Source organism: Micromonospora sp. NPDC049662 (genome assembly GCF_040675055.1).
GTDB lineage: Bacteria > Actinomycetota > Actinomycetes > Mycobacteriales > Micromonosporaceae > Micromonospora.
Window position 1 is genome coordinate 21,754 of the sequence record NZ_JBFAOC010000030.1, and the last position, 20,742, is coordinate 42,495.

Sequence of the window (20,742 nt, forward strand, 5' to 3'; positions counted from 1 at the left end):
TTGCCCCAATGGCCGTTACCGCCCAAAATCCCTCCCACCGGGGGGGCGCGGGGGCGCCCCCCACGCGCCCAAGTCACGGGACGACGATTCGCCAACGAGCGGACCGTGGCTGAGCCGAGAGGTGACGAACTTGACACGACCCTCGAACGTGCGCCGCCACAGGTGGCGCACGCACGTCGCGGCCGGACTGGCCGTTCTCATCGGTCTACCCATGATCGGCGTCGCGCCGCCAGCGTTCGCCGACGCCGCCGCGGCCTCCGCGGTGCTCTCGGCGCCTCCACAGTGGAACGGCATGGCCGGCAATCCCGGCGACGCCTCCGGCCAGATCTCCGCGGCGGCCACCGAGCGGGGCGGTCGCCCCTGCTGGACCACCACGCAGACGCCGATCACCAATGACTTCCTGTACTTCCGGGTCGACGCCGCCCGACAGCCGGCCACCACCGGGTACGCGTTCGTCAAGGTCAGCTACTTCGACGCCGGCCCCGGACACTTCACGATCCAGTACGACGGCACGGGGCAGAACCGGGCCGGCGACGCCGTCCCGCTGACCGGCGGGAACGTCTGGCGTTCCTACGTCTTCCAGTTGCCCGACGCCGAGTTCAAGGGCGATCTGCCGTCCGGCGCCGACTTCCGCATCGCCTCGTGGGACAGCCGGCTCGGGCGGTCGGCCACCGACCTGTGCGTCTCCGACGTCTCGGTCAGCTTCAGCACCGCCGAGGCGGTGCGCATCACCGCGACGAACCTGGTCTTCAGCGGATCCGAGCCGCGGACCATCCCGGTGACCTCCAGCGCGGCCAGCGTGAGCTGGTCGGTCGCCGACGAGCAGGGGGTGCCGGCGGCCAGCGGCACGGCCGCGGTGTCCGGTGGCGCCGCGACGGTCAACCTCGCCACGGTCAAGCCCGGCTACTACACCCTCGGCGTCACGGCCGAGGTGGGCGGACTCCCGGTCACCCGGTACACACCGGTGGCGCTGCTGGACGCGCTTCCCGCCGACGCCCGCAGGCCCGGGGCGCCATGGGGAGTCGGGACCCACTTCTCGCAGAGCGACCCGGCCAGTCTCATTCCCACGATGGCGAAGGTCGGTTACACCCACGTCCGCGACGCCCTGTCCTGGCAGCACGTGGAGAAGACCGCCGGCACCTACACCATGCCCACCTACGGCGCCCCGTTCCTCAACGGGCTGGCCGCCAACGGCATGGAGCCGCTGCTGGTCGCGGCGTTCGCCAATCCGCTCTACGACGGCGGGAAGACGCCGAGCACGCCGGAGGGCCACGCGGCCTTCGCCGCCTACGCCTCGGCGATGCTCACCCTCTCCGGTACCAACAAGGTCGAGGTGTACAACGAGTTCGACGGGGGCTTCAACAACGGCCTGTGCGGTCGTACCCCGCAGTGCTACCTGCCTCTGTTGCAGGCGACCTACGCCAAGGTGAAGGCCGACCACCCGCAGGCCGAGGTCGTCGCGCCGGCCGGCGGCGGACCCGCGTGGTGGGAGGAGCTGTTCCAGATCGGCGGCCTGCAGTACATGGACCGCTTCAGCGCGCACCTCTACGGCTTCCCGGCCCCGCCGGAGGTCCGCGGCGTGACCCTGATCCCGACGTTCAAGGACCTGATCCGCCGCTACAACAACGGTCGCGACATGCCGATCGACATCACCGAGAACGGATACCCGACCCACACCAACGGTGGCGTCACCGAACTGCAGCAGGGCGACTACCTGGTCCGCACGGCGAGCCTGGCCGTGGCGAACGGGGCCAGCCGCTACTACTGGTACGACTTCCTCAACGACGGCACGACCGCGTCGAACCAGGAGTACAACTTCGGCGTGATGCGCCGTCCCGGGTACCTCGGGATGAACGCCTACGCCCCGAAGCCGGCGCTGGTCACGCAGTCGGTGCTGATCCGCCAGCTCGCCGGCCTGGACTTCCGTGCCGCCGACAACCTGGGCTCGGGTGTCTACTCGTACGAGTTCGCCGGCGGGGCCGGCAAGACGCCGGTCCGGGTGATGTGGGCGACCACACCGACGCAGGTGGAGCTGAGCACCACCACCCCCGTCACGGTCACCAACGCCTACGGCCGGTCGAACACCCTGGAACCCCTACAGGGCAAGGTGACGCTGGACCTGACCGAGCACCCGGTCTTCACCAAGGGCAAGCCGACGGCCCTCGCGGTGAGCAACCCGAAGGTCTACTCCGTCTCGGTTCCGGACACGGTCGCGGTCGGCGACGACATCCCGGTGACGCTGAAGGTGGACCGGACCCACGGTGGTGGAGGCACGTGGACCAACTTCCAGATCGAGGACAGCACCTACCCGGTGTACGCGCCGGCCGGGCAGGTGGGGACGAAGACCGTCACCGTTCCCGGCAGCACGGTGAAGGGTCCGCGAACGGTACACGTGCGGGCCGGGTCCGGCGGATCGGCGTCGATGGTGCTGCGCGACGACGCGATGATCACCGATCCGGTCGTGGCGACCGTCGATCCGATCGTGACGTCGGTCGGGCCGCTCGGCGGGTCGCTGCGGGTGAAGATCACCAACAACAAGTCGGCGACGGCCCTGGACGTCGCACAGATCGCGTGGACGGTGGGGACGCAGAGCGGCACGGTCACCGGCGTCGCCCCGGTACCGCCGAACTCGGTCACCTCGGTCGACATACCGGTCGCGGGGATCGTCCCGTGGAAGTCCTACGACATGTCGGTACGCGTCGACACGACACAGTTGGGCGCGTTCCGGGCCGGTGGGACCGTCGGCTTCAACCCGATCGAGGCCGACGGACAGAACACGGTCGTACCCGTGAATCTGGCGGCCGACGGCGCGGTCGATTACCGGCGGGTTCCCTACGGCGGCACGTCGGACCTGTCGGGCACCGTCAAGCTCACCCGCACCGCGGACGCCCTCTGGTTGACGGCCGACGTGACCGACAACGTCCACGCCCAGACGAAGACGGCCGGCAGCATGTGGGACGGCGACTCCATCCAACTGGCGGTCAGCCCCGACCTTCCGGGGCGGTCGACCGCCCGCGTCGAGATCGGCGCGGCGCTGCTGGGCACCGGTCCGGCCGTGTACACCTTCACGCCGCCAGCCGGCGGCGTGGCCGGGGCGACGCCGGGCGCGACGGCGGCGATCGTCCGGAACGGGACCACCACCTCCTACCGCGTGTCGGTGCCCTGGTCCGCACTCGGGCTCAGCGGTCCGCCCACCGCACCGGTCGCCCTGTCCTTCGTGGTCAACGATGACGACGACGGCATCGGCCGGGCCGGCTGGATCCAGTGGGGCGGCGGCATCGTCCTGGCCAAGAACACCGCGGAGTTCCGGCCGGTGCAGGTGATGGCGCCGTGAGCGGGCCCCGGCGGGTCCTGGTCACCGGTGCGGCCGGACGGTTGGGCCGGGCGGCCCTGACGCTGCTCGCCGACCGACTCATCCCCACCACCGGTCTCGACCTGCACGACCCGGGCGACACCCGGGCGGGCCGGATGGTGACCGGATCCGCCGGGGACCCGATCGTGGTACGCGACGCCCTCGCGGAGGTCGACGCCGTCTTCCACTGCGCGGCCATCCCCGCGCCCACCCTGGGCACACCGCACGAGGTGTTCACCACCAACACCCAGGCGACGTTCACCGTGCTGGAGGAGGCGGCTCAGCGGGGCGTCCGCCGGGCCGTCATCGCCAGCAGCCTGTCGGTGACCGGTCTGCCCTGGTCGCCGCACCCGCAGACACCGGCCTACCTGCCCATCGACGAGGATCTGCCGCTGCAGGTGGCCGACCCGTACGCGCTGTCGAAGCAGACCGACGAGGCGATCGGCGCCATGATGGCCCGCCGGCACGGGATGGCCGTCGTCGCCCTGCGCCTGCCGCTGCTCGGCGGTCCCGGCGATCAGTTCGAGAAGTACGCCCGCAACTACGTCGAACACCCGTCGTGGGGGGCCAACGAACTGTGGGCGTACCTGGACACCCGCGACGCCGCCCGCGCCGGCCTGTTGGCCCTCACCGCCCCCGTGACCGGATTCCACGCGGTGTTCGTCGCCGCGCCGGACACCCTGAGCGCCACCGATACGGAGGCGCTGCTGGACGAACACCTACCGGGGGTGCCCCGGCGGACGCGACTGACCGGCCGGAGCGTCGCCATCGACACCGGCCGAGCCGCGCGGCTGCTCGGCTTCACCCCCGAGCACCGCTATCCACTGTCCCCACCCGGACAGTCACCATTCTCAGCTCAGGAAGTGACGCCATGACACGTACGATCAGCCGCCGGCGCCTGCTCGCCGGCGCGGCCGGACTGGGTTCCGCCGCCCTCCTCGCGGCCTGCGGCAAGGACGACTCCGGTGACGCCGGCACGGTGACCCTCAACGTCTGGGGCGGGGTGCCTGCGGAGAACGGCCCCGACGCCCTGTTCGCCGCGTTCACCGCGAAGCACCCGAACATCAAGGTCAAGTACACCCGTTTCGTCAACGACGATCAGGGCAACCTCAAGCTCGACACCGCGCTGCAGGGCGGTCTCGACATCGACGTGGTCGTGTCGTACGCGCGCTCGGCCCTGGCCAAGCGCGTCGAGGCGGGTCTGCTCACCGACCTCACCGACCGGCTCTCCGGTGACCCGGTGTTGAAGGCCTTCGCCCCCGGCGCGAATCCGGCCAGCAACTACTTCTTCGACGGTAAGGCGTACTCCGCTCCGGCCAGCCGCAGCGTGGAGACGGTGCTGGCGAACAAGAGCCTGCTCGACAGGGCCGGCGTCACCGTCCCGGCGGACTGGACGACCGCCGACTTCCGGGCGATCGCGAAGCAGCTCTCCGGCAACGGCGTGTACGGGTGTCTCATCCCGCCGGACCTTGCCCGCCAGCAGCTCGGCCCGGACTTCACCTACAAGCCCGGTGGCCGCGAGTCCAATTTCGACCACCCGGCGTTCCGGGAGAACTTCCAGCTCCGGCTGGACATGATGGCCGAGAAGTCCGCCGTCCCGATGACCGAGATCGTCGCGCAGAAGTGGGACGCGTTCGCCCAGACCCCGTTCCTCACGGGGAAGGTCGCGATGTGGATCTCCCAGCCGTTCGTCCTGCGCTATATCAAGGACACCAAGGAGTATCCGCACGACTTCAAGACCGTTCTGCTGCCGATGCCGGCGCCGCAGAAGGGCGCGCAGTTCTGGAACACCGGTGCCTACGGCGACAACGTGGCCATCACCAAGAAGTCCAAGCACCAGGACGCCGCCTTCACGCTCCTGCAGTTCTGGCTCGGCGAAGGCGCGGCACACATGGTGCCCGGCGGCCGGCTCCCGTCGCTGCCCGGGGGCGACACCGCCAAACTGGCCGCCGATCTGGGCGGACCCGACGCCGCGAAGCTGTTCGACGAGCAGTCGCTGGTCACCAACCTGCTGACCTCGGACGCGCGGATTCCCGTGGACGCCATCCAGACGGCGCACGCGGAGATCTCCACGATCATGAACGGGCTCAACCAGCGGGTCCTGCTCGGGAACATCAGCATCGACCAGTGGGCCCGGACCGCCAGGGAACAGTGCGACGCCGCGATCAAAAAGGCGGCCTAGAGACACATGCAGACTCTGGTTGGGTCGGCCCGGTCACCGGTACCGCCCGTCGTACGGGAGAAGAAGCGCCGGCCCGCCGGGGTCCGTTCCTGGTTGCCGTGGTTGTTCATCGCTCCCAATCTCATCGGACTGATCGCCTTCACCCTCGGTCCGATGCTGGCCGGGCTGGGCATCGCGTTCACGCGTTGGAACGTGCTGTCCGGCCTGGGCGGGATCGAGTGGGTGGGCCTGGACAACTTCACGGAGCTGTTCGCCGACCCCAAGTTCTGGAAAGCCCTGGGCCGCACGGTGTTCTTCGCCGGCCTCGGCGTTCCGCTGTCGATCGCGTTCGGCCTGCTGCTCGCGCTGGCCCTCAACCGACCGCTGGTCGGCCGGGCCGCGCTGCGGGTCGTGTTCTTCGTACCCAGCATGGTCAACACGGTCGCCATCGGTATGGTCTGGCTGCTCGTGCTCAACCCCAGCGCCGGGCTGCTCAACCAGGCCCTGCGGTTCCTGGGTCTGTCCGAGCCGCCGACCTGGCTGGTGTCCGAGGACTGGGCTCTGCCGGCGCTCGTGCTCATCCAGGTGTGGGCCGGCATGGGCTACCAAGCGGTGATCTACCTGGCCGCTCTCCAGGAGCTGCCCCAGGACCTGCACGAGGCGGCGATGATCGACGGCGCCGGCGCGTGGCGTCGGTTCCGCACCATCACGTGGCCGAGCCTCATGCCGACCACCGTCTTCCTGGCGATCACGTCGTTCATCGGCACGTCACAGGGGTTCGGGTTGATCGCCTTCCTGACCGGCGGCGGCCCGGGGGAGTCCACCACCGTGCTCGCCTACTACATGTACCAGTCCGGATTCCAGGCCTACAAGTTCGGCTACGCCGCAGCGATCGGCGTCGTCACGTTCGCCGCGGTACTGCTGCTGACGCTGGTGCTGTGGCGGTTCCAGAAGGGACGGGGGCTCTACACATGACCCGCAGCCGTACTGACCGGACCCTGCGCACCTGGTTGCTGAGCGTCGTCATGTGGGCGATCGCCGTGCTCTTCGCCCTCCCGCTGTTGTGGATGATCTCGGCTTCGCTCAAACGCAACATCGACGTGTTCACGCTTCCGGTGACGTGGATTCCCGACCCGGTTCGGTGGGTCAACTACGCGGACGTGTGGGCCGGCGACCCACCCCTGCTGCGTTACTTCGCCAACTCCCTGATCGTGGCGACCGTCGCCGTCGCCGGCGAGCTGTTCACGTCCTCCCTGGCCGGGTACGCCTTCGCCCGCATGCGGTTCAAGGGTCGCGACCGCCTCTTCCTGCTCTACATCGCGACCTCGATCGTGCCGACCCAGTTGCTGCTCGTGCCCCGGTTCATGTTCTTCCAGGCCGTCGGCCTGTACGACACCCTGTGGGCGCTGATCCTGCCGAGCATGTTCACCGTCTTCGGCACCTTCCTGATGCGCCAGCACTTCTCCGCCGTACCCGGGGAACTGGCCGAGGCCGCACGCATCGACGGCGCCGGCGAGTGGTCGATCTACTGGCGCATCTACCTGCCGATGGCGAAGCCCGTCCTCGCCGCACTGGCGATTCTCGGCTTCGTCTGGTCGTGGAACAGCTACGAGACGCCGCTGATCATGCTCTCCACCGACGAGAACTACACGCTCCCCGTCGGCCTGACCCGTTTCGTCGACGGCGACGGCGGCCTCGCCGGTGGGCTGTCGATGGCCGCGGCCACCTCCTCGGTCGTACCGATGATCATCGTGTTCCTCGTGTTCCAGCGCCAGTTCCTGTCCGCACTGAGCCGCACGGGGCTCAAGTGACACCGACGGAGGCTCATCACCATGCGTGTTGAACACGCCGGACACGACATCACCGTGGTGGGCGGTGGTCTGGCGGGTGTGTGCGCAGCCATCGCCGCCGCCCGCCTCGGCCGGACGGTCGCGCTGATCAACAACCGGCCGGTGCTGGGCGGCAACTCCAGCAGCGAGGTGCGGGTCTGGGTGGTCGGTGCCACGAGCCACGGCGACAACCACTACGCCCGCGAAGGCGGGATCATGGGTGAGCTGTTCGTGGAGAACCAGTACCGCAACCCGCAGGGCAACCCGTACGTGTGGGACACGGTCGTGCTCGACGCCGTACGGGCGGAACCGAACATCTCGCTGTATCTCAACACCGACGTCCGCGACGTCGAGGCGGACGGGCCGCCCGAGGCGCGGCAGATCCACACCGTCACCGGATGGATGATGGGCTCGGAACGGCTCATCCACTTCTCGTCGCCGATCTTCCTCGACTGCACCGGCGACGGACTGGTCGGACACCTGGCCGGCGCCGAGTACCGCATCGGCCGCGAGGCCAGCGGCGAGTACGGCGAACCCTGGGCGCCCGCCGAGGCCGACGACATCACCCTCGGCAGCACCCTGCTCTTCTACACCAAGGACGCCGGTGAGCCGGTCACCTACGTGGCGCCGTCGTTCGCCAAGGACATCACGCAGACCAGCATCCCGCAGCGACGCATCATCCGGGCCGGTGACAACGGCACCGCGTACTGGTGGATCGAGTACGGCGGGGAGCTGGACACCGTCCACGACAACGACGTCATCCGGGACGAGCTGTGGTCGGTCATCTACGGCATCTGGGACCACATCAAGAACTCGGGCCGGTTCGACGCGGACACGATGACCCTGGAATGGGTCGGGGCCGTCCCCGGCAAGCGGGAGTACCGCAGGTTCATCGGCGACTACGTGCTGACCCAGCACGACATCATGGGCCAGAAGGAGTTCCCCGACCAGATCGCCTTCGGCGGTTGGTCCATCGACATGCATCCCCCGCAGGGCATGTACGCGACGGAGGCCGCCTCCAAACACCTGCACCCGGACGGCGTCTACCCCATCCCCTACCGGTGCCTGTACTCGGTGAACACCACGAACCTGCTGTTCGCCGGACGCAACGTGTCGGCCAGCCACATCGCGTTCGGGTCGACCCGGGTGATGGCCACCTGCGCGACGCTGGGCCAGGCGGCGGGAACCGCCGCCGCCCTGTGTCTCGACGGAAAGGTGGTCCCACGCGAACTCGACGCGGGTCACCTCCAGCAGATCCTGTTGCGCTCCGACGCGTCGCTCATCGGCGTGGCCGCGGCCGACCCCACCGATCAGGCCCGCACGGCGCTGGTGACGGCGTCCTCGACGCTGGACCGGATCGACATGGCCGGACCGGGTGCCCAGTGGCCGCTGACCGCCGACGCCGGCATCGTGCTGCCGGTCGATCCCGCCCTGGTAGGGCTGGAACTCCTCGTCGACGCGGCCGAGGCCACGACGCTCGTGGTGGACCTCTACGATCCCGGCCCCGGCCAGAACTACGTACCGGGAACGCTTGTCGACACCGCGCGGGTCCCGGTCGCCGCGGGCGTCCGGCAATGGGTCCGCCTCCCGCTGCAGTGGACGCCGCCCACCGCGCGCAACGCCTTCCTGCGGGTACGGGCCAACCCCGCCGTGACCCTGCACGTCGCGGACACGACCGTCCCCGGCGTCCTGTCCCTGTCCCACGTCCCGCCGAAGACGGACCGGGACGAGCGGCAGCCGGTGCTCGAGTGGAAGAGCGCGGCCCTGCGCCGGCGGACCTTCTGCCTGCGCACCGGTCCGACGGCGGCCTACTCCGCCGACAAGGTGGTCGACGGGTACCTGCGCCCCTTCGCGGGACCGCACCTGTGGATGTCGCGGCCCCTCGCCACGGACGGTGCGCCGTGGTTGCAACTGACCTGGGCGGAGCCGGTGACGGTGAGCCGGGTCGAGGTCATCGCCAACGACGACGTCAACGAGGACCTGATCAACCTGCCCCACCACCGGATGCCGTTCACGCTCATGCCGACGCTCGTGCGCGACTACCGGATCGAGGCCCGCGCCGCCGGGACCGGTTGGCAGCCGCTCGTGTCGGTGGCCGACAACCGGCAGCGGCGCCGCACGCACAGTCTCGCGGCCCCGATCGTGACCGACCGGATCAGGGTTGTCGTCACCGCCACCAACGGCACCGGTTCGGCCCAGCTGATCGCCGTGCGGGCCTACGCCTGACGGTCCGCCGACGCCGTCCATCCACGCAACGATCCTCGAACAGGAGACCACGTTCGTGCCCCTCAACCCCATGCCGGAGACGCAGGCACCCTGGCCCGGCCGAGACCGGCTACGCATCACCGGCGTCCGGTCGATCGTCACCGCCCCGGAGGGCGTGCCGCTCGTCGTCGTCCGGGTCGACACCAACGATCCCGGCCTGTACGGGCTCGGCTGCGCGACGTTCACCCAGCGGTTCCACGCGGTCGCCGCCACCGTCGACCGTCATGTCGCGCCGCTGCTCGTCGGCCGCCATCCGGCCGACATCGAGGACATCTTCCGCATGGTCCACTTCTCGTCGTACTGGCGCAGCGGCCCGGTCACCAACAACGCCCTGTCCGGCGTCGACCAGGCGCTGTGGGACATCGCCGGCAAACGGGCCGGCATGCCCGTCTACGAGTTGCTCGGCGGGCGGGTCCGCGCGGCGGCCGACACGTACCTGCACGCCGGCGGGGCCACCGTCGACGCCACCCTGGAGCAGGCCCGCGCCCTGCTCGACCGGGGCTACCGGCACGTCCGGCTCCAGGTCGGCAGCCCCGGTGTCGGCACCTACGGCGCCCCGGCCACGCCCGGCGAGTACCCCGGGACACCGCACCCCGGCGGGTGGGACGTGCACCGCTACCTGCGCGACACACCGGACCTGTTCGCGCAGGCCCGCGCGGCCCTCGGGCCCGAGCCGCACCTGATGCACGACGTCCACTCCCGGCTGACCGTCAAGCAGGCTGTCGGACTTGCCCGCCAGCTCGAGGAGTACCGGTTGTTCTTCCTGGAGGATCCGATCGCGCCGGAGTTCTACGACCGGCTGGGCGAGGTCCGCGCGGCCGCGCCCATGCCCATCGCGGTCGGGGAACAGGTGGCGTCGGTGGCCGACGCGGCCCGGCTCGTGACGGGTGGCGGCGTCGATCTGCTGCGCCTGCACCTCTCCTCGATCGGCGGCCTGAGCCCGGCGCGCAAACTCGTCGCCCTGTGCGAACTCCACGGCGTCGGCACCGCCTGGCACGCGCCGGCCGACGTGTCCCCGATCGGCGCGGCGGCGAACGTCGCGCTCGACGTGACCAGCGCCGCGTTCGTCGTCCAGGAGGGCCACGAGTACGCACCCGACGTCCACGCGGTGTTCCCGGGCACGCTCGCACCCCGCAACGGTTTCCTCTATCCGTCGGACGCACCCGGCTGGGGAATCGACCTCGACGAGGCGGAGGCGGCCAAGTACCCGCCCGTGGAGCACCTCCACGAACGGTGGTCGGCCCAGGTACGGCACCTCGACGGCGGGATCGTGGCCCCGTGAAAATCGACCGTCTGGAGACCTTCCTCGTCGCGCCCCGCTGGCTCTTTCTGAAGATCACCACCGATGACGGTGTCGTCGGCTGGGGCGAACCGGTCGTGGAAGGCCGCGCCGAGACCGTCCAGGCCGCCATCGGTGAGCTGTCCGACCTGCTCATCGGCAGCGATCCGATGCGCATCGAAGACCACTGGCAGGTCCTCACCCGCGGTGGCTTCTACCGCGGCGGCCCCGTACTGTCCAGCGCCGTCGCCGGCATCGACCAGGCGCTGTGGGACATCGCCGGCAAGGTTCGCGGGGCACCGGTCCACGAACTGCTCGGCGGGCCGGTACGCGACCGCGTCCGGATGTACGGCTGGGCGTACGGCGAGACCGCCGAACAGGTCGCCGAGAACGCCGCGGCGGCGATCGCGACCGGATACACCGCCGTCAAGATCGCACCGCCGGGCCCGATGGCGTTCCTGGACACACCCGCGGGCCTGAGATCCGTCGTCGATCTCCTGGCCAAGGTCCGCGACGCGATCGGCTCCGACCACGACGTGGCCATCGACCTGCACGGCCGGGCCTCGATCGCCGCCAGCCGTCGCCTCCTGCCACTGCTGGAGCCGTACGTGCCGCTGTTCGTCGAGGAACCGCTGCGGCCCGAGTACTCCAGCGACATCGCCCGGATCGTCACGGCGACCGCACTGCCGATCGCCACCGGCGAGCGGCTCTACACCCGGCGCGAGTTCCGGGACGTCCTGGACGCCGGCGTGGCCGTCGTCCAACCCGACCTCTCGCACGCCGGGGGCATCTCCGAGGTCCGGCGCATCGCCGCGGTCGCCGAGATGTACGACGCCGTCCTGGCCCCGCACTGTCCGCTCGGCCCCATCGCCCTGGCCGCCTGCCTGCAGATCGACCTGGCCATCCCCAACTTCCTCATCCAGGAACAGGCCCTGGGCATCCACTACAACAACGGCCAGGACGGCCTGAACTATCTCGTCGACGCCGACGTCCTGCGGTTGCGGGACGGGCACGTGGAGCGTCTCGGCGCGCCCGGCCTCGGCATCGACGTCGACGAGAAGGCGGTGCGCGCGGCGGCGGCACGAGGCCACCGCTTTCGTTCCCCCGTCTGGCGCGGCCCGGACGGCGCGTTCACCGAGTGGTGACGACCCACTCGACTTCCGACCACCCAGCAACCGTGGAGATGCCATGGCACAGTTCGACATGCCCGAAGACCGTCTACGCAGCTACCGGCCCGCGATCGCGGAGCCGGAAGACTTCGACAGCTTCTGGACCGCGACGCTCCAGGACGCGCGCGCCCATTCTCTCGATCTCACCGCTACGCCGGTCGACAACGGCCTCGCGCTGATCGACACCCTTGACGTCACCTTCGCCGGCTACGACGGCAACCCGGTCAAGGCATGGCTGCACCTGCCCGTCACCCGCACCGGTGCACTGCCCGTCGTGGTGGAGTACGTCGGATACGGCGGTGGCCGCGGCCTGCCACACGAACGACCGCTGTGGGCCATGGCCGGATATGCCCACTTCATCATGGACACCCGAGGTCAGGGCGCCAAGGGCCCCAGGGGGGACACACCCGATCCGGACCCCGTTGGTGACCCCGCGATCGCGGGCTTCACCACCCGAGGCATCGCCAGTCCGGAGACCTACTACTACCGCCGGGTCTTCACCGACGGGGTCCGGGCCATCGACGCCGTGCGGGAACTGCCCGAGGTGGATCCGAGCAGAGTGGCCGTCGCCGGGACCAGCCAGGGCGGTGGAATCGCCACCGCCGTGGCCGGCCTCGTCTCGGGTCTGGTGGCCGCCATGCCCGACGTCCCGTTCCTGGCCGACTTCCCCCGTGCGCTGACCATCACCGACGCCTCGCCGTACGCCGAGATCACCGGCTATCTCAAGGTCCGCCGGGACCAACGCGACCAGGTGATGCGGACGCTCTCGTACTTCGACACGGTCAACCACGCCAAGCGGGCCAGCGCCTCGGCGCTGTACTCCGTCGGGCTGATGGACGCGGCCTGCCCGCCGTCGACCGTGTACGCCTCGTACAACCACTACGCCGGACCGAAGGAGATCCGCGTCTACCCGTTCAACGGGCACGAAGGGGGCCAGGCCTTCCACGAGGTCGAAAAGCTGAGGTTCGCCGCCAAGCCGCTCACCGGGTGAGCGGGGCACAGCCGACCCGGCGGCGACCGGACCCACGTCACCATCAACAACAGCACCGCGGAAGAGGAGCCGGCATGCAGCCGCAGCACAATCATCGATGGTTGCGCTGGCCATCGGACCCGTCCCGGAGCCGCCTCGCGTTCGGCGCCGACTACAACCCCGAGCAGTGGCCACGCCACATCTGGGACGCGGACGTCCGGGCCATGCAGGTGGCCGGCGTGAACATCGTCTCCTTGGGGATCTTCTCCTGGGCCCGGATCCAGCCGCAGGTGGACGTGTGGGACTTCGGGTGGCTCGACGACGTCATGGACCTGCTGCACGCCCACGGCATCGCCGTCGACCTGGCCACCGCGACCGCGTCCCCGCCGCCCTGGCTGACCACGACGCACCCGGAGATCCTGCCCGTCGACGGAGACGGCCGCACCATCTGGCCCGGCGCCCGGCAGCACTGGCGGCCGACCTCGCCGATCTTCCGACTGCATGCGCTCCGCCTGACCCGCGCACTCGCCGAGCGGTACCGCGACCACCCGGCGCTGACCGCTTGGCATGTCAACAACGAACTGGGCGGTGACAACGCCTACGACTACTCCGACGACGCCGCGACCGCGTTCCGGGACTGGCTGCGCCGCCGGTACGGCAGCCTGGACGCCCTCAACCGGGCCTGGGCGACCACGTTCTGGTCGCAGCAGTACGGCGACTGGGCGCAGATCCTGCCACCACGGCGGGCGACCACGCACCTCAACCCGACGCAGCAACTGGACTTCAAACGGTTCTCCTCCGACGCGCTCAAGGACCACCTGCGCGCCGAACGGTCCGTGCTGTACGAAGTGACCCCGGACGTACCCGTCACCACCAACTTCATGGTCATGGGCTGGTCCAAGGCGCTCAACTACGCCGACTGGGCCGCCGAGGTCGACTTCGTCGCCAACGACCACTACACGACGCCGGGCCCGCAGGCGCACGACGAACTGTCGTTCTCCGCCAACCTCACCTCGAACCTGGCCGGCGGGCGGCCGTGGTATCTCATGGAGCACTCCACCAGCGCGCTCAACTGGCAGCCGATCAACGTCGCCAAGGGGCCCGGCGAGATGGCCCGCGACTCGCTCACGCACGTCGCCCACGGCGCGGACGCGGTCTGCTTCTTCCAATGGCGTCAGTCCGCGGCGGGCGCGGAGAAGTACCACTCGGCGATGCTGCCCCACGCCGGCGTCGACAGCACCATCTTCCGCGCCGTCACCGATCTCGGTGCCACGCTGCGCGATCTCGCCGAGGTGGCCGGCACCACGCGCCGGCCGGCCGACGCGGCCATCGTCTTCGACTGGGAGTCCTGGTGGACGGCCGAGCACGACGCGCACCCCAGTGACCGGCTCCGCTACCGGCAGGAGGCCCTCGACTGGTACACGGCCTTTCTCGAACTCGGTATCCGCGCCGACGTGGTCCCCGTCGACGCGCCGCTGCATCGCTACGGTCTGCTCGTCGCCCCGATGCTGCATGTCGTGCCCGGAGCGCTCGCCGACCGGCTACGCGGCTACGTCGCCGACGGCGGCCACCTCGTTACCACCTACTTCTCCGGCATCGTCGACGAGCACGACCACGTCTGGCTCGGCGGATACCCGGGAGCCCTGCGCGATCTGCTCGGCATCAGGATCGAGGAGTTCGCCCCCCTGCCTGACGAGCAGAGCGTCGAGCTCGACAACGGCACGGTGGGCACCCTGTGGACCGACCGCATCGACCTCACGGACCCCGCGACCGAAGTCCTGGCCCGGTACGGCCAGGGCGGCCAGACCGGCCGGCCGGCCATCACCCGTCGGGCCGTCGGTTCCGGATCCGCCGCCTACGTCTCCACCCGCCTGCGGCCCGCCGGGCTCACCGTCGTCCTGGCCGACCTGGCGAAGCGGGCCGGTCTCGACAGCGAACTCCCGCCGGGCCTGCGCGGTCGCGTCGAACTGGCCGTACGCGGACCGTACTGGTTCCTGATCAACCGTACTGGGCAGCCCCTCGACATCTCCGCCGTCGACGGTGAACGGCTCGGTTCCGGGAACGACGTCCTGGCGCCGCGCGCCGTGGCGGTCCTGCGCCGCGCCACGGTCCCGGACTCGGCCGACACGTGATGGTCACCTGGCCCTCGGCGTCCCGGACGTCGCGGAACGTACGGCCGTGGACCTGGCCACCAGCCGGCAGACGCCGCCCGTTCGGGCTGCCCGGGTCACTCGACGCCGGCCAATCCGGCATGAATCCGGTGGCGGGGTGGACCAACCGTTGCGAGACTCGGTGCCGTGCCTGAGCCGGACCGCTTCCGAGCCGCCGTACACCTGTGGGCGGCCGGCGGCCCCGATGCCGCGACGGCCGCCGCAGCCGCCCGGGAGTCGGCGGCCGGCCTGCGTACGGTCGTCCTCGTCGAGGGGGTCAGCGACCAGCGCGCGGTGGAGGCCCTGGCGGAGCGACGGCACCGTGACCTCGCCGGTGAGGGTGTCTGCGTGGTGCCGCTCGGCGGCGCGATGAGCGTCGGCCGGTACCTGCGGCTGTTCGGGTCGCAGGGCCTCGCCGTCGCGGTACGGGGGCTGTGCGACGAGGCCGAGGAGGGCTTCTTCCGCCGTGGCCTGGAGCAGGCGGGCTTCGGTGCCGCCCTGGACCGGTCGGCGATGGAGGCGCTCGGGTTCGGGGTCTGCGTTACCGACCTGGAGGACGAGCTGATCCGCGCCCTGGGCAGCGACGGCGTGCGGCGGGTCATCGCGGACCAGCGGGATCTGGCCCGGTTCCGGGTCTTCCAGAACCAGCCCGCCCAACGTGGCCGGTCGATCGAGCGGCAACTGCGTCGTTTTCTGGGCACCATGAGCGGGCGCAAGGCGCGCTACGCCGAGGCGCTCGTGCGGGCGCTCGACCCGGATCGGGTGCCGCGCCCGCTGGACCGGCTGCTCGCCGACTGAGTCTCAGGCCGGCACGACCGGCAGGTCCAACACCTCGTCGACCTCCCGGCGCGGGGTGGGTCGGCCCGGCTGGCCGTACCCGACGCGCAGCACCATCTGCGGGGTGCCGAACCGCCCCAGCGACACGCGTAGCTGCTCCCGCGCCGTCGGGACCTCGATCGGCTGGGACAACATCGACACGCCCAACCCGGCGTCGACGGCGGTGAGCAGCACCCGTTGCAGGGCCTGACCGGCGACCACCTGGTCGATGGCGGTGTTACCGACCGAGCCGAGCACCCCGACCAGCGGCTCGGGTTCGAAGTCCCGCCCCGGCGCGCGGTCGCGACCGCCGAAGCCGCGCGTCGGCAGCACATCCTGTGGCTCGTGCTGCGGGCCGCCGGCCGAGGTGGGTACGCCGTCCGGCGCGGACTCGTGACGCAGCCACTGTTCCCGCTCGGCGCGGTACGCCGGGTCGCGTTCCAGCACCCGGTGCGCGCCACGGGCGATCTCGCCGAACGCGTTCACGGCGCTCACCCCGACCAGTAGCTCCAGCCAGCACCCCTCGGCGCGGGCCGCGTCGCCGAGCCGCCAGCGGGCGTCGGACGGCACCGGGTCCGGCCAGAACGGCAGCCGGTTGCTGAACCGGCGGGGGATGGCCGTGTGCAGGCTCTGCTCGGTGGGGCTGGGCCGGCGCGGGAGGTCCGGCACCAGTCGGGCCAGCAGATCCGGCTCGGCCGGGTCCGGACGCAGTCGCACCCGGGCGGGGACGCCGGCCACGGCCAACGCGATCCGCAGGTTGAACAGGGCCGCGCCGCAGGCGACCCGTACGCCCCAGCCGCTGGGGTCGGTCTCCGGCAGCCGACGTGACGGGTCGGCCAGCACCTCGATCCCGCCGGCACGCAGCCGGAACCGCCACGGCTGCGTGTTGTGCAGCGACGGCGCCCGGACCGCGCTGTCGGCGGCGGTCCGCAGGTGGTTCGCGGTGTAGCCGATGTCCATGGCGGTGCTCCTTTCCCTGGGCCGGTCGTCGAGCCGCGACGGCTGGCACACCCTCACGGTCCGCCGATCGGGCGGCGGCGAGCAGGGCCGGACGTCCCGACCCACCGGGCCCGACCGCCCCATCGACGGTCGGTCCCTCCGTTCGGGACCTTCGGCCCGTGCACCCGTCGTGCGGCGCGGGTAGAAACGAGGGATGATCCGCGTCTTCCTCCTCGACGACCACGAGGTCGTCCGCCGTGGCCTGGCCGACCTGCTGCAGAGCAGCGGCGACATCGAGGTGGTCGGTGAGTCCGGCTCCGCGCAGGAGGCGTCGCGTCGCATCCCGGCGCTGCGGCCGGACGTGGCGATCCTCGACGCCCGGCTGCCCGACGGCAACGGCATCGACGTGTGCCGCGACGTCCGGGCCGTCGACTCGTCCATCAAGGGCCTGATCCTGACCTCGTACGAGGACGACGAGGCGCTGTTCGCCGCGATCATGGCGGGTGCCGCCGGGTACGTGCTCAAGCAGATCCGCGGCACCGATCTGGTCGACGCGGTGCGCCGGGTGGCGGCCGGGCAGTCCCTGCTCGATCCGGCGATCACCAGGCGCGTGCTGGACCGCATCCGCAACGGCGTCGAGCAGCCGCGCGAGTTGAAGTCGCTCACCGAGCAGGAGCGGCGGATCCTGGAGTACGTGGCCGAGGGGCTGACCAACCGGGAGATCGCGGGAAGGATGTTCCTCGCCGAGAAGACGGTGAAGAACTACGTGTCCAGCGTGCTGGCCAAGCTGGGACTGGAGCGCCGCACCCAAGCGGCGGTCCTGGCCACCCGCCTGCTCGGCAAGACTCCCTGAGCCGCCCCCATTCCCGCGATCTTGCACTTTCTGCGCCGACAAACCCGACCTTGCTCCTCATATCGTCCACCGAAAGTGCAAGATCGGCGCGGTCGAAGGACTGGCGTCGGTCAGTCGCGCAGGGGCACTGACCAGTGCAGCTCGGTTCCGTGGGGGTCGGCGGGGCGGATCGTGAAGGCGCCGTTGCGGCGGTCGGCGCGTTCGCGCAGGTTGATCAGGCCGCCTCGGGCCGCACTCGGGTCGCAGCCCACCCCGTCGTCGGTGACCGTCACGCTCACCTGCTCGCCCTCGACGCGTACGGCCACGTCGACGCGGGTGGCCCGCGCGTGGCGGACCGTGTTGGACAGCGCCTCGCGCAGCACGGCGGCCAGCTCCGGGCGGATGGCGTCGGGGACGGCACTGTCCACCGGGCCGGTCAGCTTCAGGTGCGGCTTGAAACCCAGGGATTCGGCGGCCAGCTCGACCGCCTCGCGGATCTCGGTACGCAGCGCGGCGGTCATCGGTGTCCGCAGCTCGAAGATGGTCCGCCGGATGTCGCGGATGGTGTCGTCGAGGTCGTCGACGGCCGCGTTGATCCGCTTGGCGACCTCGGGGCGGGCCATCATCGGCGCGGCGCTCTGCAACTGCAGGCCGGTGGCGAAGAGCCGCTGGATCACCACGTCGTGCAGGTCCCGGGCGATCCGCTCGCGGTCCTCCAGGACCACCAACAGCTCGCGCTCCTCCTGACCACGCGCCCGTTCCATGGCCAGCGCCGCCTGACCGGCAAAGCTGCCCAGCAGCGCCACGTCCTCTTCGCTGGCGCCGCCGCCGCGCTCGGGCCGGTGCGCCACGATCAGCACGCCGTGCAGAGTGTCGGCGGTGGCCAGCGGCGAGACGATCGCGGGCCCGGTGTGCAGCAGCGCCGGCCACGGCGCGGCGTGGGCCAGGTCGTCCACCTGGTCGTGCCGGCCCTCGGCGACGGCCGCCCCGAAGCTGGTGTCGGCGGCCGGCAGGACCGCGCCGACCAGCGCGCGGGCCTGCTCGTCGACGCCGTCGACGACCTCCACGGTGAACTGCGCGGACTCGCTGTCGTGCAGCAGCACCAGCGCCAGCTCCGCCTCGGCGACCTCCCGGGCCCGTCGGGCGACCAGCGCCAACGCGTCGGTGCGGCGTACCTCGCCGAGCAGCACAGTGGTGATCTCGGCGGTCGCGGCGAGCCAGCGTTCCCGCCGGTGGGCCAGGGCGTACAGGCGGGCGTTCTCGATGGCCACGCCGGCGGCGGCGGCGAGCGCGACGACGATCTCCTCGTCGTCCTCGGTGAACTGCGCGCCGCCCTGCTTCTCGGCCAGGTAGAGGTTGCCGAACACCTGGTCCCGGATGAGTACCGGCACGCCCAGGAAGCTGTGCATGGGCGGGTGGTTGGCCGGGAAGCCGTAGGAGCGCGGGTGCTGGGTGATGTCCGGCATGCGCAGCGGGCGCGGATCGTCGATGAGCAGGCCGAGCACACCCCGCCCGTGCGGCAGGTCGCCGATCTGCGCGTGCTGCTCGGGCGTGATGCCGTGCACGATGAAGTCGTGCAGCAACCGGTCCGGGCCGACCACGCCCAGCGCGCCGTACCGGGCGCCGACCAGCTCGCAGGCCGCCTGCACGATGCGCCGCAGGGTGGTGCGCAGATCCAGGTTGGTGCCGATGCCGACGACCGCGTCGAGCAGCGCCCGCAGCCGCTCCCGACTGGTCATCACCTCGCCGACCCGGTCCAGCATCTCCTGGAGCAGTTCGTCGAGGCGAACCCGCGACAGCGGGCTCAGCCCGAGCGACGGCGTCACCGGGGTTTCCGGGCGAGGCTGCGGGACGCTGCTGGTCACCGCGCGATCGTAGCGTCGACCGGCGGCGACGATCGACCCGTCAGGCCTGGTCGCCGCGCACCGCCGAGGTGTCGACCACCTGCTCGCTGGCCAGTCGCGGGGTGTGCGGCGGCCCCGCGTGCGCCGGGTCCGCGATCCCCAGGCGCAGCACGAGGTACGGGAAGCCGATGCCGGCGAGCACCTGACGCAGTGTCTGCCGGGTTCCCGGGACCTCGACGACCGCGCTGAGGGGTACCACCGACACGCCGAGCCGGGTCGCGGTCAGCCAGGCGGCGGAGAGGGCTTCACCGGCACGGAGCCAGCTGTCCCGGTCGTCCTCGTCGCCGTGCAGCAGCGCGTACACCGCCATCCGGTCGTGGCCGGGACCGATCGGCAGGCTGCCGGGGCGGCCGAAGTCGCGGCCCGGCACGGTGGTCTGTGGCGGCTCCGCGGGGAGCACGTCGGCGGGCAGGCCGGTGCCGGTCTCGGCGCGGCTCGTCCAGTACGCCATCTCGGCGCGCAGCTCCGGGTCCTCGGCCTCGACCGCGCCGGCGTGCCCGGCCGTGGCGGCCAGCTCCAGCACCTGGTCGCGGTCGAGGATCTGCAGGCGGCTGCCCTCGGCGGTGACCGCCCGGGTGATCTCCCCCATCGCGTCGGTGGGCACCGGCTCGTCGCTGACCGGCCGTCGGTCGGTGTGCCGCACCGACATGCACTGCACGAGGCGCATGGCGTCCGGATCGGCCTCGGTCCGGCTCAGGTCGGTCAGACGGGCCACCAGGCTCTCCTCGCCCGGGTCGGGCAGGCGGCGCACCACCGCGCGCCAGCCCTCGGCGGCCAGCGCCACCCGGGCGTGGTGCAGGGCGGCGCCGCAGCTGACCGCCAGCAGTCGCCCTTCCGGGTCGCCGGCCGCGAGCTGCCGGTCGGCGACCGTGTGCAGTTCCAGCGAGTCGGGGAGTACCCGCCAACGCCAGGGCTGCGTGTTGTGCACCGAGGGGGCGTGGCCGGCGGTGGCAGCGGCCTCCGCCAGCGCGGTGGTCAGCGAACTTTCCTGACTCATCGTCACGACCTTTCCGTCTCGACCATCGTGCCCAACCTTCGACTTGTAAGGAGGGTGCCCTTCCTATACACCAGGCGTT

At 71.1% G+C, this 20,742-nt stretch carries 15 protein-coding genes; 12 read left to right on the forward strand and 3 right to left on the reverse strand.

Features of this window, described 5'->3' with window-relative positions:
* The first annotated feature begins 130 nt into the window (after positions 1-130).
* The 11 genes from AB0J36_RS21750 (at position 131) to AB0J36_RS21800 (ending at position 15,973) form a co-directional block, all read left to right on the forward strand.
* Positions 131-3,334, forward strand: coding sequence for a sugar-binding protein (locus AB0J36_RS21750; protein ID WP_357393382.1), 3,204 nt, complete (start codon positions 131-133; stop codon positions 3,332-3,334).
* Positions 3,331-4,227 carry an NAD(P)-dependent oxidoreductase gene (locus AB0J36_RS21755; RefSeq protein WP_357393384.1) on the forward strand — a complete coding sequence of 299 codons (897 nt, stop codon included), beginning with the start codon at positions 3,331-3,333 and terminating at the stop codon, positions 4,225-4,227. The genes AB0J36_RS21750 and AB0J36_RS21755 overlap by 4 nt, the downstream gene beginning before the upstream one ends.
* A complete protein-coding gene (locus AB0J36_RS21760; RefSeq protein ID WP_357171318.1) occupies positions 4,224-5,534 on the forward strand; it encodes an extracellular solute-binding protein in 1,311 nt (436 codons plus the stop codon). Before AB0J36_RS21755 ends, AB0J36_RS21760 begins: the two co-directional genes overlap by 4 nt.
* Positions 5,535-5,540: 6 nt before the next feature.
* Positions 5,541-6,488: a sugar ABC transporter permease gene (locus tag AB0J36_RS21765; RefSeq protein ID WP_357123000.1), complete on the forward strand. Its 948-nt coding sequence runs from the start codon at positions 5,541-5,543 to the stop codon at positions 6,486-6,488.
* Positions 6,485-7,324: a carbohydrate ABC transporter permease gene (locus tag AB0J36_RS21770; protein ID WP_357123003.1), complete on the forward strand. Its 840-nt coding sequence runs from the start codon at positions 6,485-6,487 to the stop codon at positions 7,322-7,324. Before AB0J36_RS21765 ends, AB0J36_RS21770 begins: the two co-directional genes overlap by 4 nt.
* A 21-nt stretch (positions 7,325-7,345) precedes the next feature.
* A complete protein-coding gene (locus tag AB0J36_RS21775) occupies positions 7,346-9,568 on the forward strand; it encodes an FAD-dependent oxidoreductase (protein WP_357393386.1) in 2,223 nt (740 codons plus the stop codon).
* A 55-nt stretch (positions 9,569-9,623) separates the two neighbouring features.
* Positions 9,624-10,889, forward strand: a complete 1,266-nt coding sequence (locus AB0J36_RS21780; protein WP_357123009.1) for an enolase C-terminal domain-like protein — start codon at positions 9,624-9,626, stop codon at positions 10,887-10,889.
* Complete coding sequence (gene dgoD / locus AB0J36_RS21785; RefSeq protein ID WP_357123012.1) at positions 10,886-12,031, forward strand: galactonate dehydratase; 1,146 nt, start codon at positions 10,886-10,888, stop codon at positions 12,029-12,031. The genes AB0J36_RS21780 and dgoD overlap by 4 nt, the downstream gene beginning before the upstream one ends.
* Positions 12,032-12,074: 43 nt before the next feature.
* Positions 12,075-13,046, forward strand: a complete 972-nt coding sequence (locus AB0J36_RS21790) for an acetylxylan esterase (RefSeq protein ID WP_357393388.1) — start codon at positions 12,075-12,077, stop codon at positions 13,044-13,046.
* A 74-nt stretch (positions 13,047-13,120) separates the two neighbouring features.
* Entirely contained in the window at positions 13,121-15,157 is a 2,037-nt protein-coding gene (locus AB0J36_RS21795) for a beta-galactosidase (RefSeq protein WP_357123018.1), read from the forward strand.
* A 165-nt stretch (positions 15,158-15,322) separates the two neighbouring features.
* Positions 15,323-15,973, forward strand: a complete 651-nt coding sequence (locus tag AB0J36_RS21800) for a TOPRIM nucleotidyl transferase/hydrolase domain-containing protein (RefSeq protein ID WP_357123021.1) — start codon at positions 15,323-15,325, stop codon at positions 15,971-15,973.
* Positions 15,974-15,976: 3 nt separating this feature from the next.
* Here the strand turns inward: AB0J36_RS21800 and AB0J36_RS21805 are convergent, their stop codons facing one another.
* Positions 15,977-16,951: a nitroreductase gene (locus AB0J36_RS21805; protein ID WP_357123024.1), complete on the reverse strand. Its 975-nt coding sequence runs from the start codon at positions 16,949-16,951 to the stop codon at positions 15,977-15,979.
* A gap of 193 nt (positions 16,952-17,144) precedes the next feature.
* Here AB0J36_RS21805 and AB0J36_RS21810 point away from each other — a divergent pair, with 193 nt between their 5' ends.
* Positions 17,145-17,783, forward strand: coding sequence for a response regulator transcription factor (locus AB0J36_RS21810; protein WP_363661046.1), 639 nt, complete (start codon positions 17,145-17,147; stop codon positions 17,781-17,783).
* 110 nt (positions 17,784-17,893) lie between these two features.
* On the opposite strand, the gene AB0J36_RS21815 is transcribed toward AB0J36_RS21810, so the two are convergent.
* Together AB0J36_RS21815 and AB0J36_RS21820 are read right to left on the reverse strand one after the other, a co-directional pair.
* Positions 17,894-19,525: a GAF domain-containing sensor histidine kinase gene (locus AB0J36_RS21815; protein WP_363661060.1), complete on the reverse strand. Its 1,632-nt coding sequence runs from the start codon at positions 19,523-19,525 to the stop codon at positions 17,894-17,896.
* A 142-nt stretch (positions 19,526-19,667) separates the two neighbouring features.
* Positions 19,668-20,663 (reverse strand): nitroreductase, encoded by a 996-nt coding sequence (locus AB0J36_RS21820; RefSeq protein ID WP_363661047.1) that lies wholly within the window; start codon positions 20,661-20,663, stop codon positions 19,668-19,670.
* Positions 20,664-20,742: the final 79 nt, after the last annotated feature.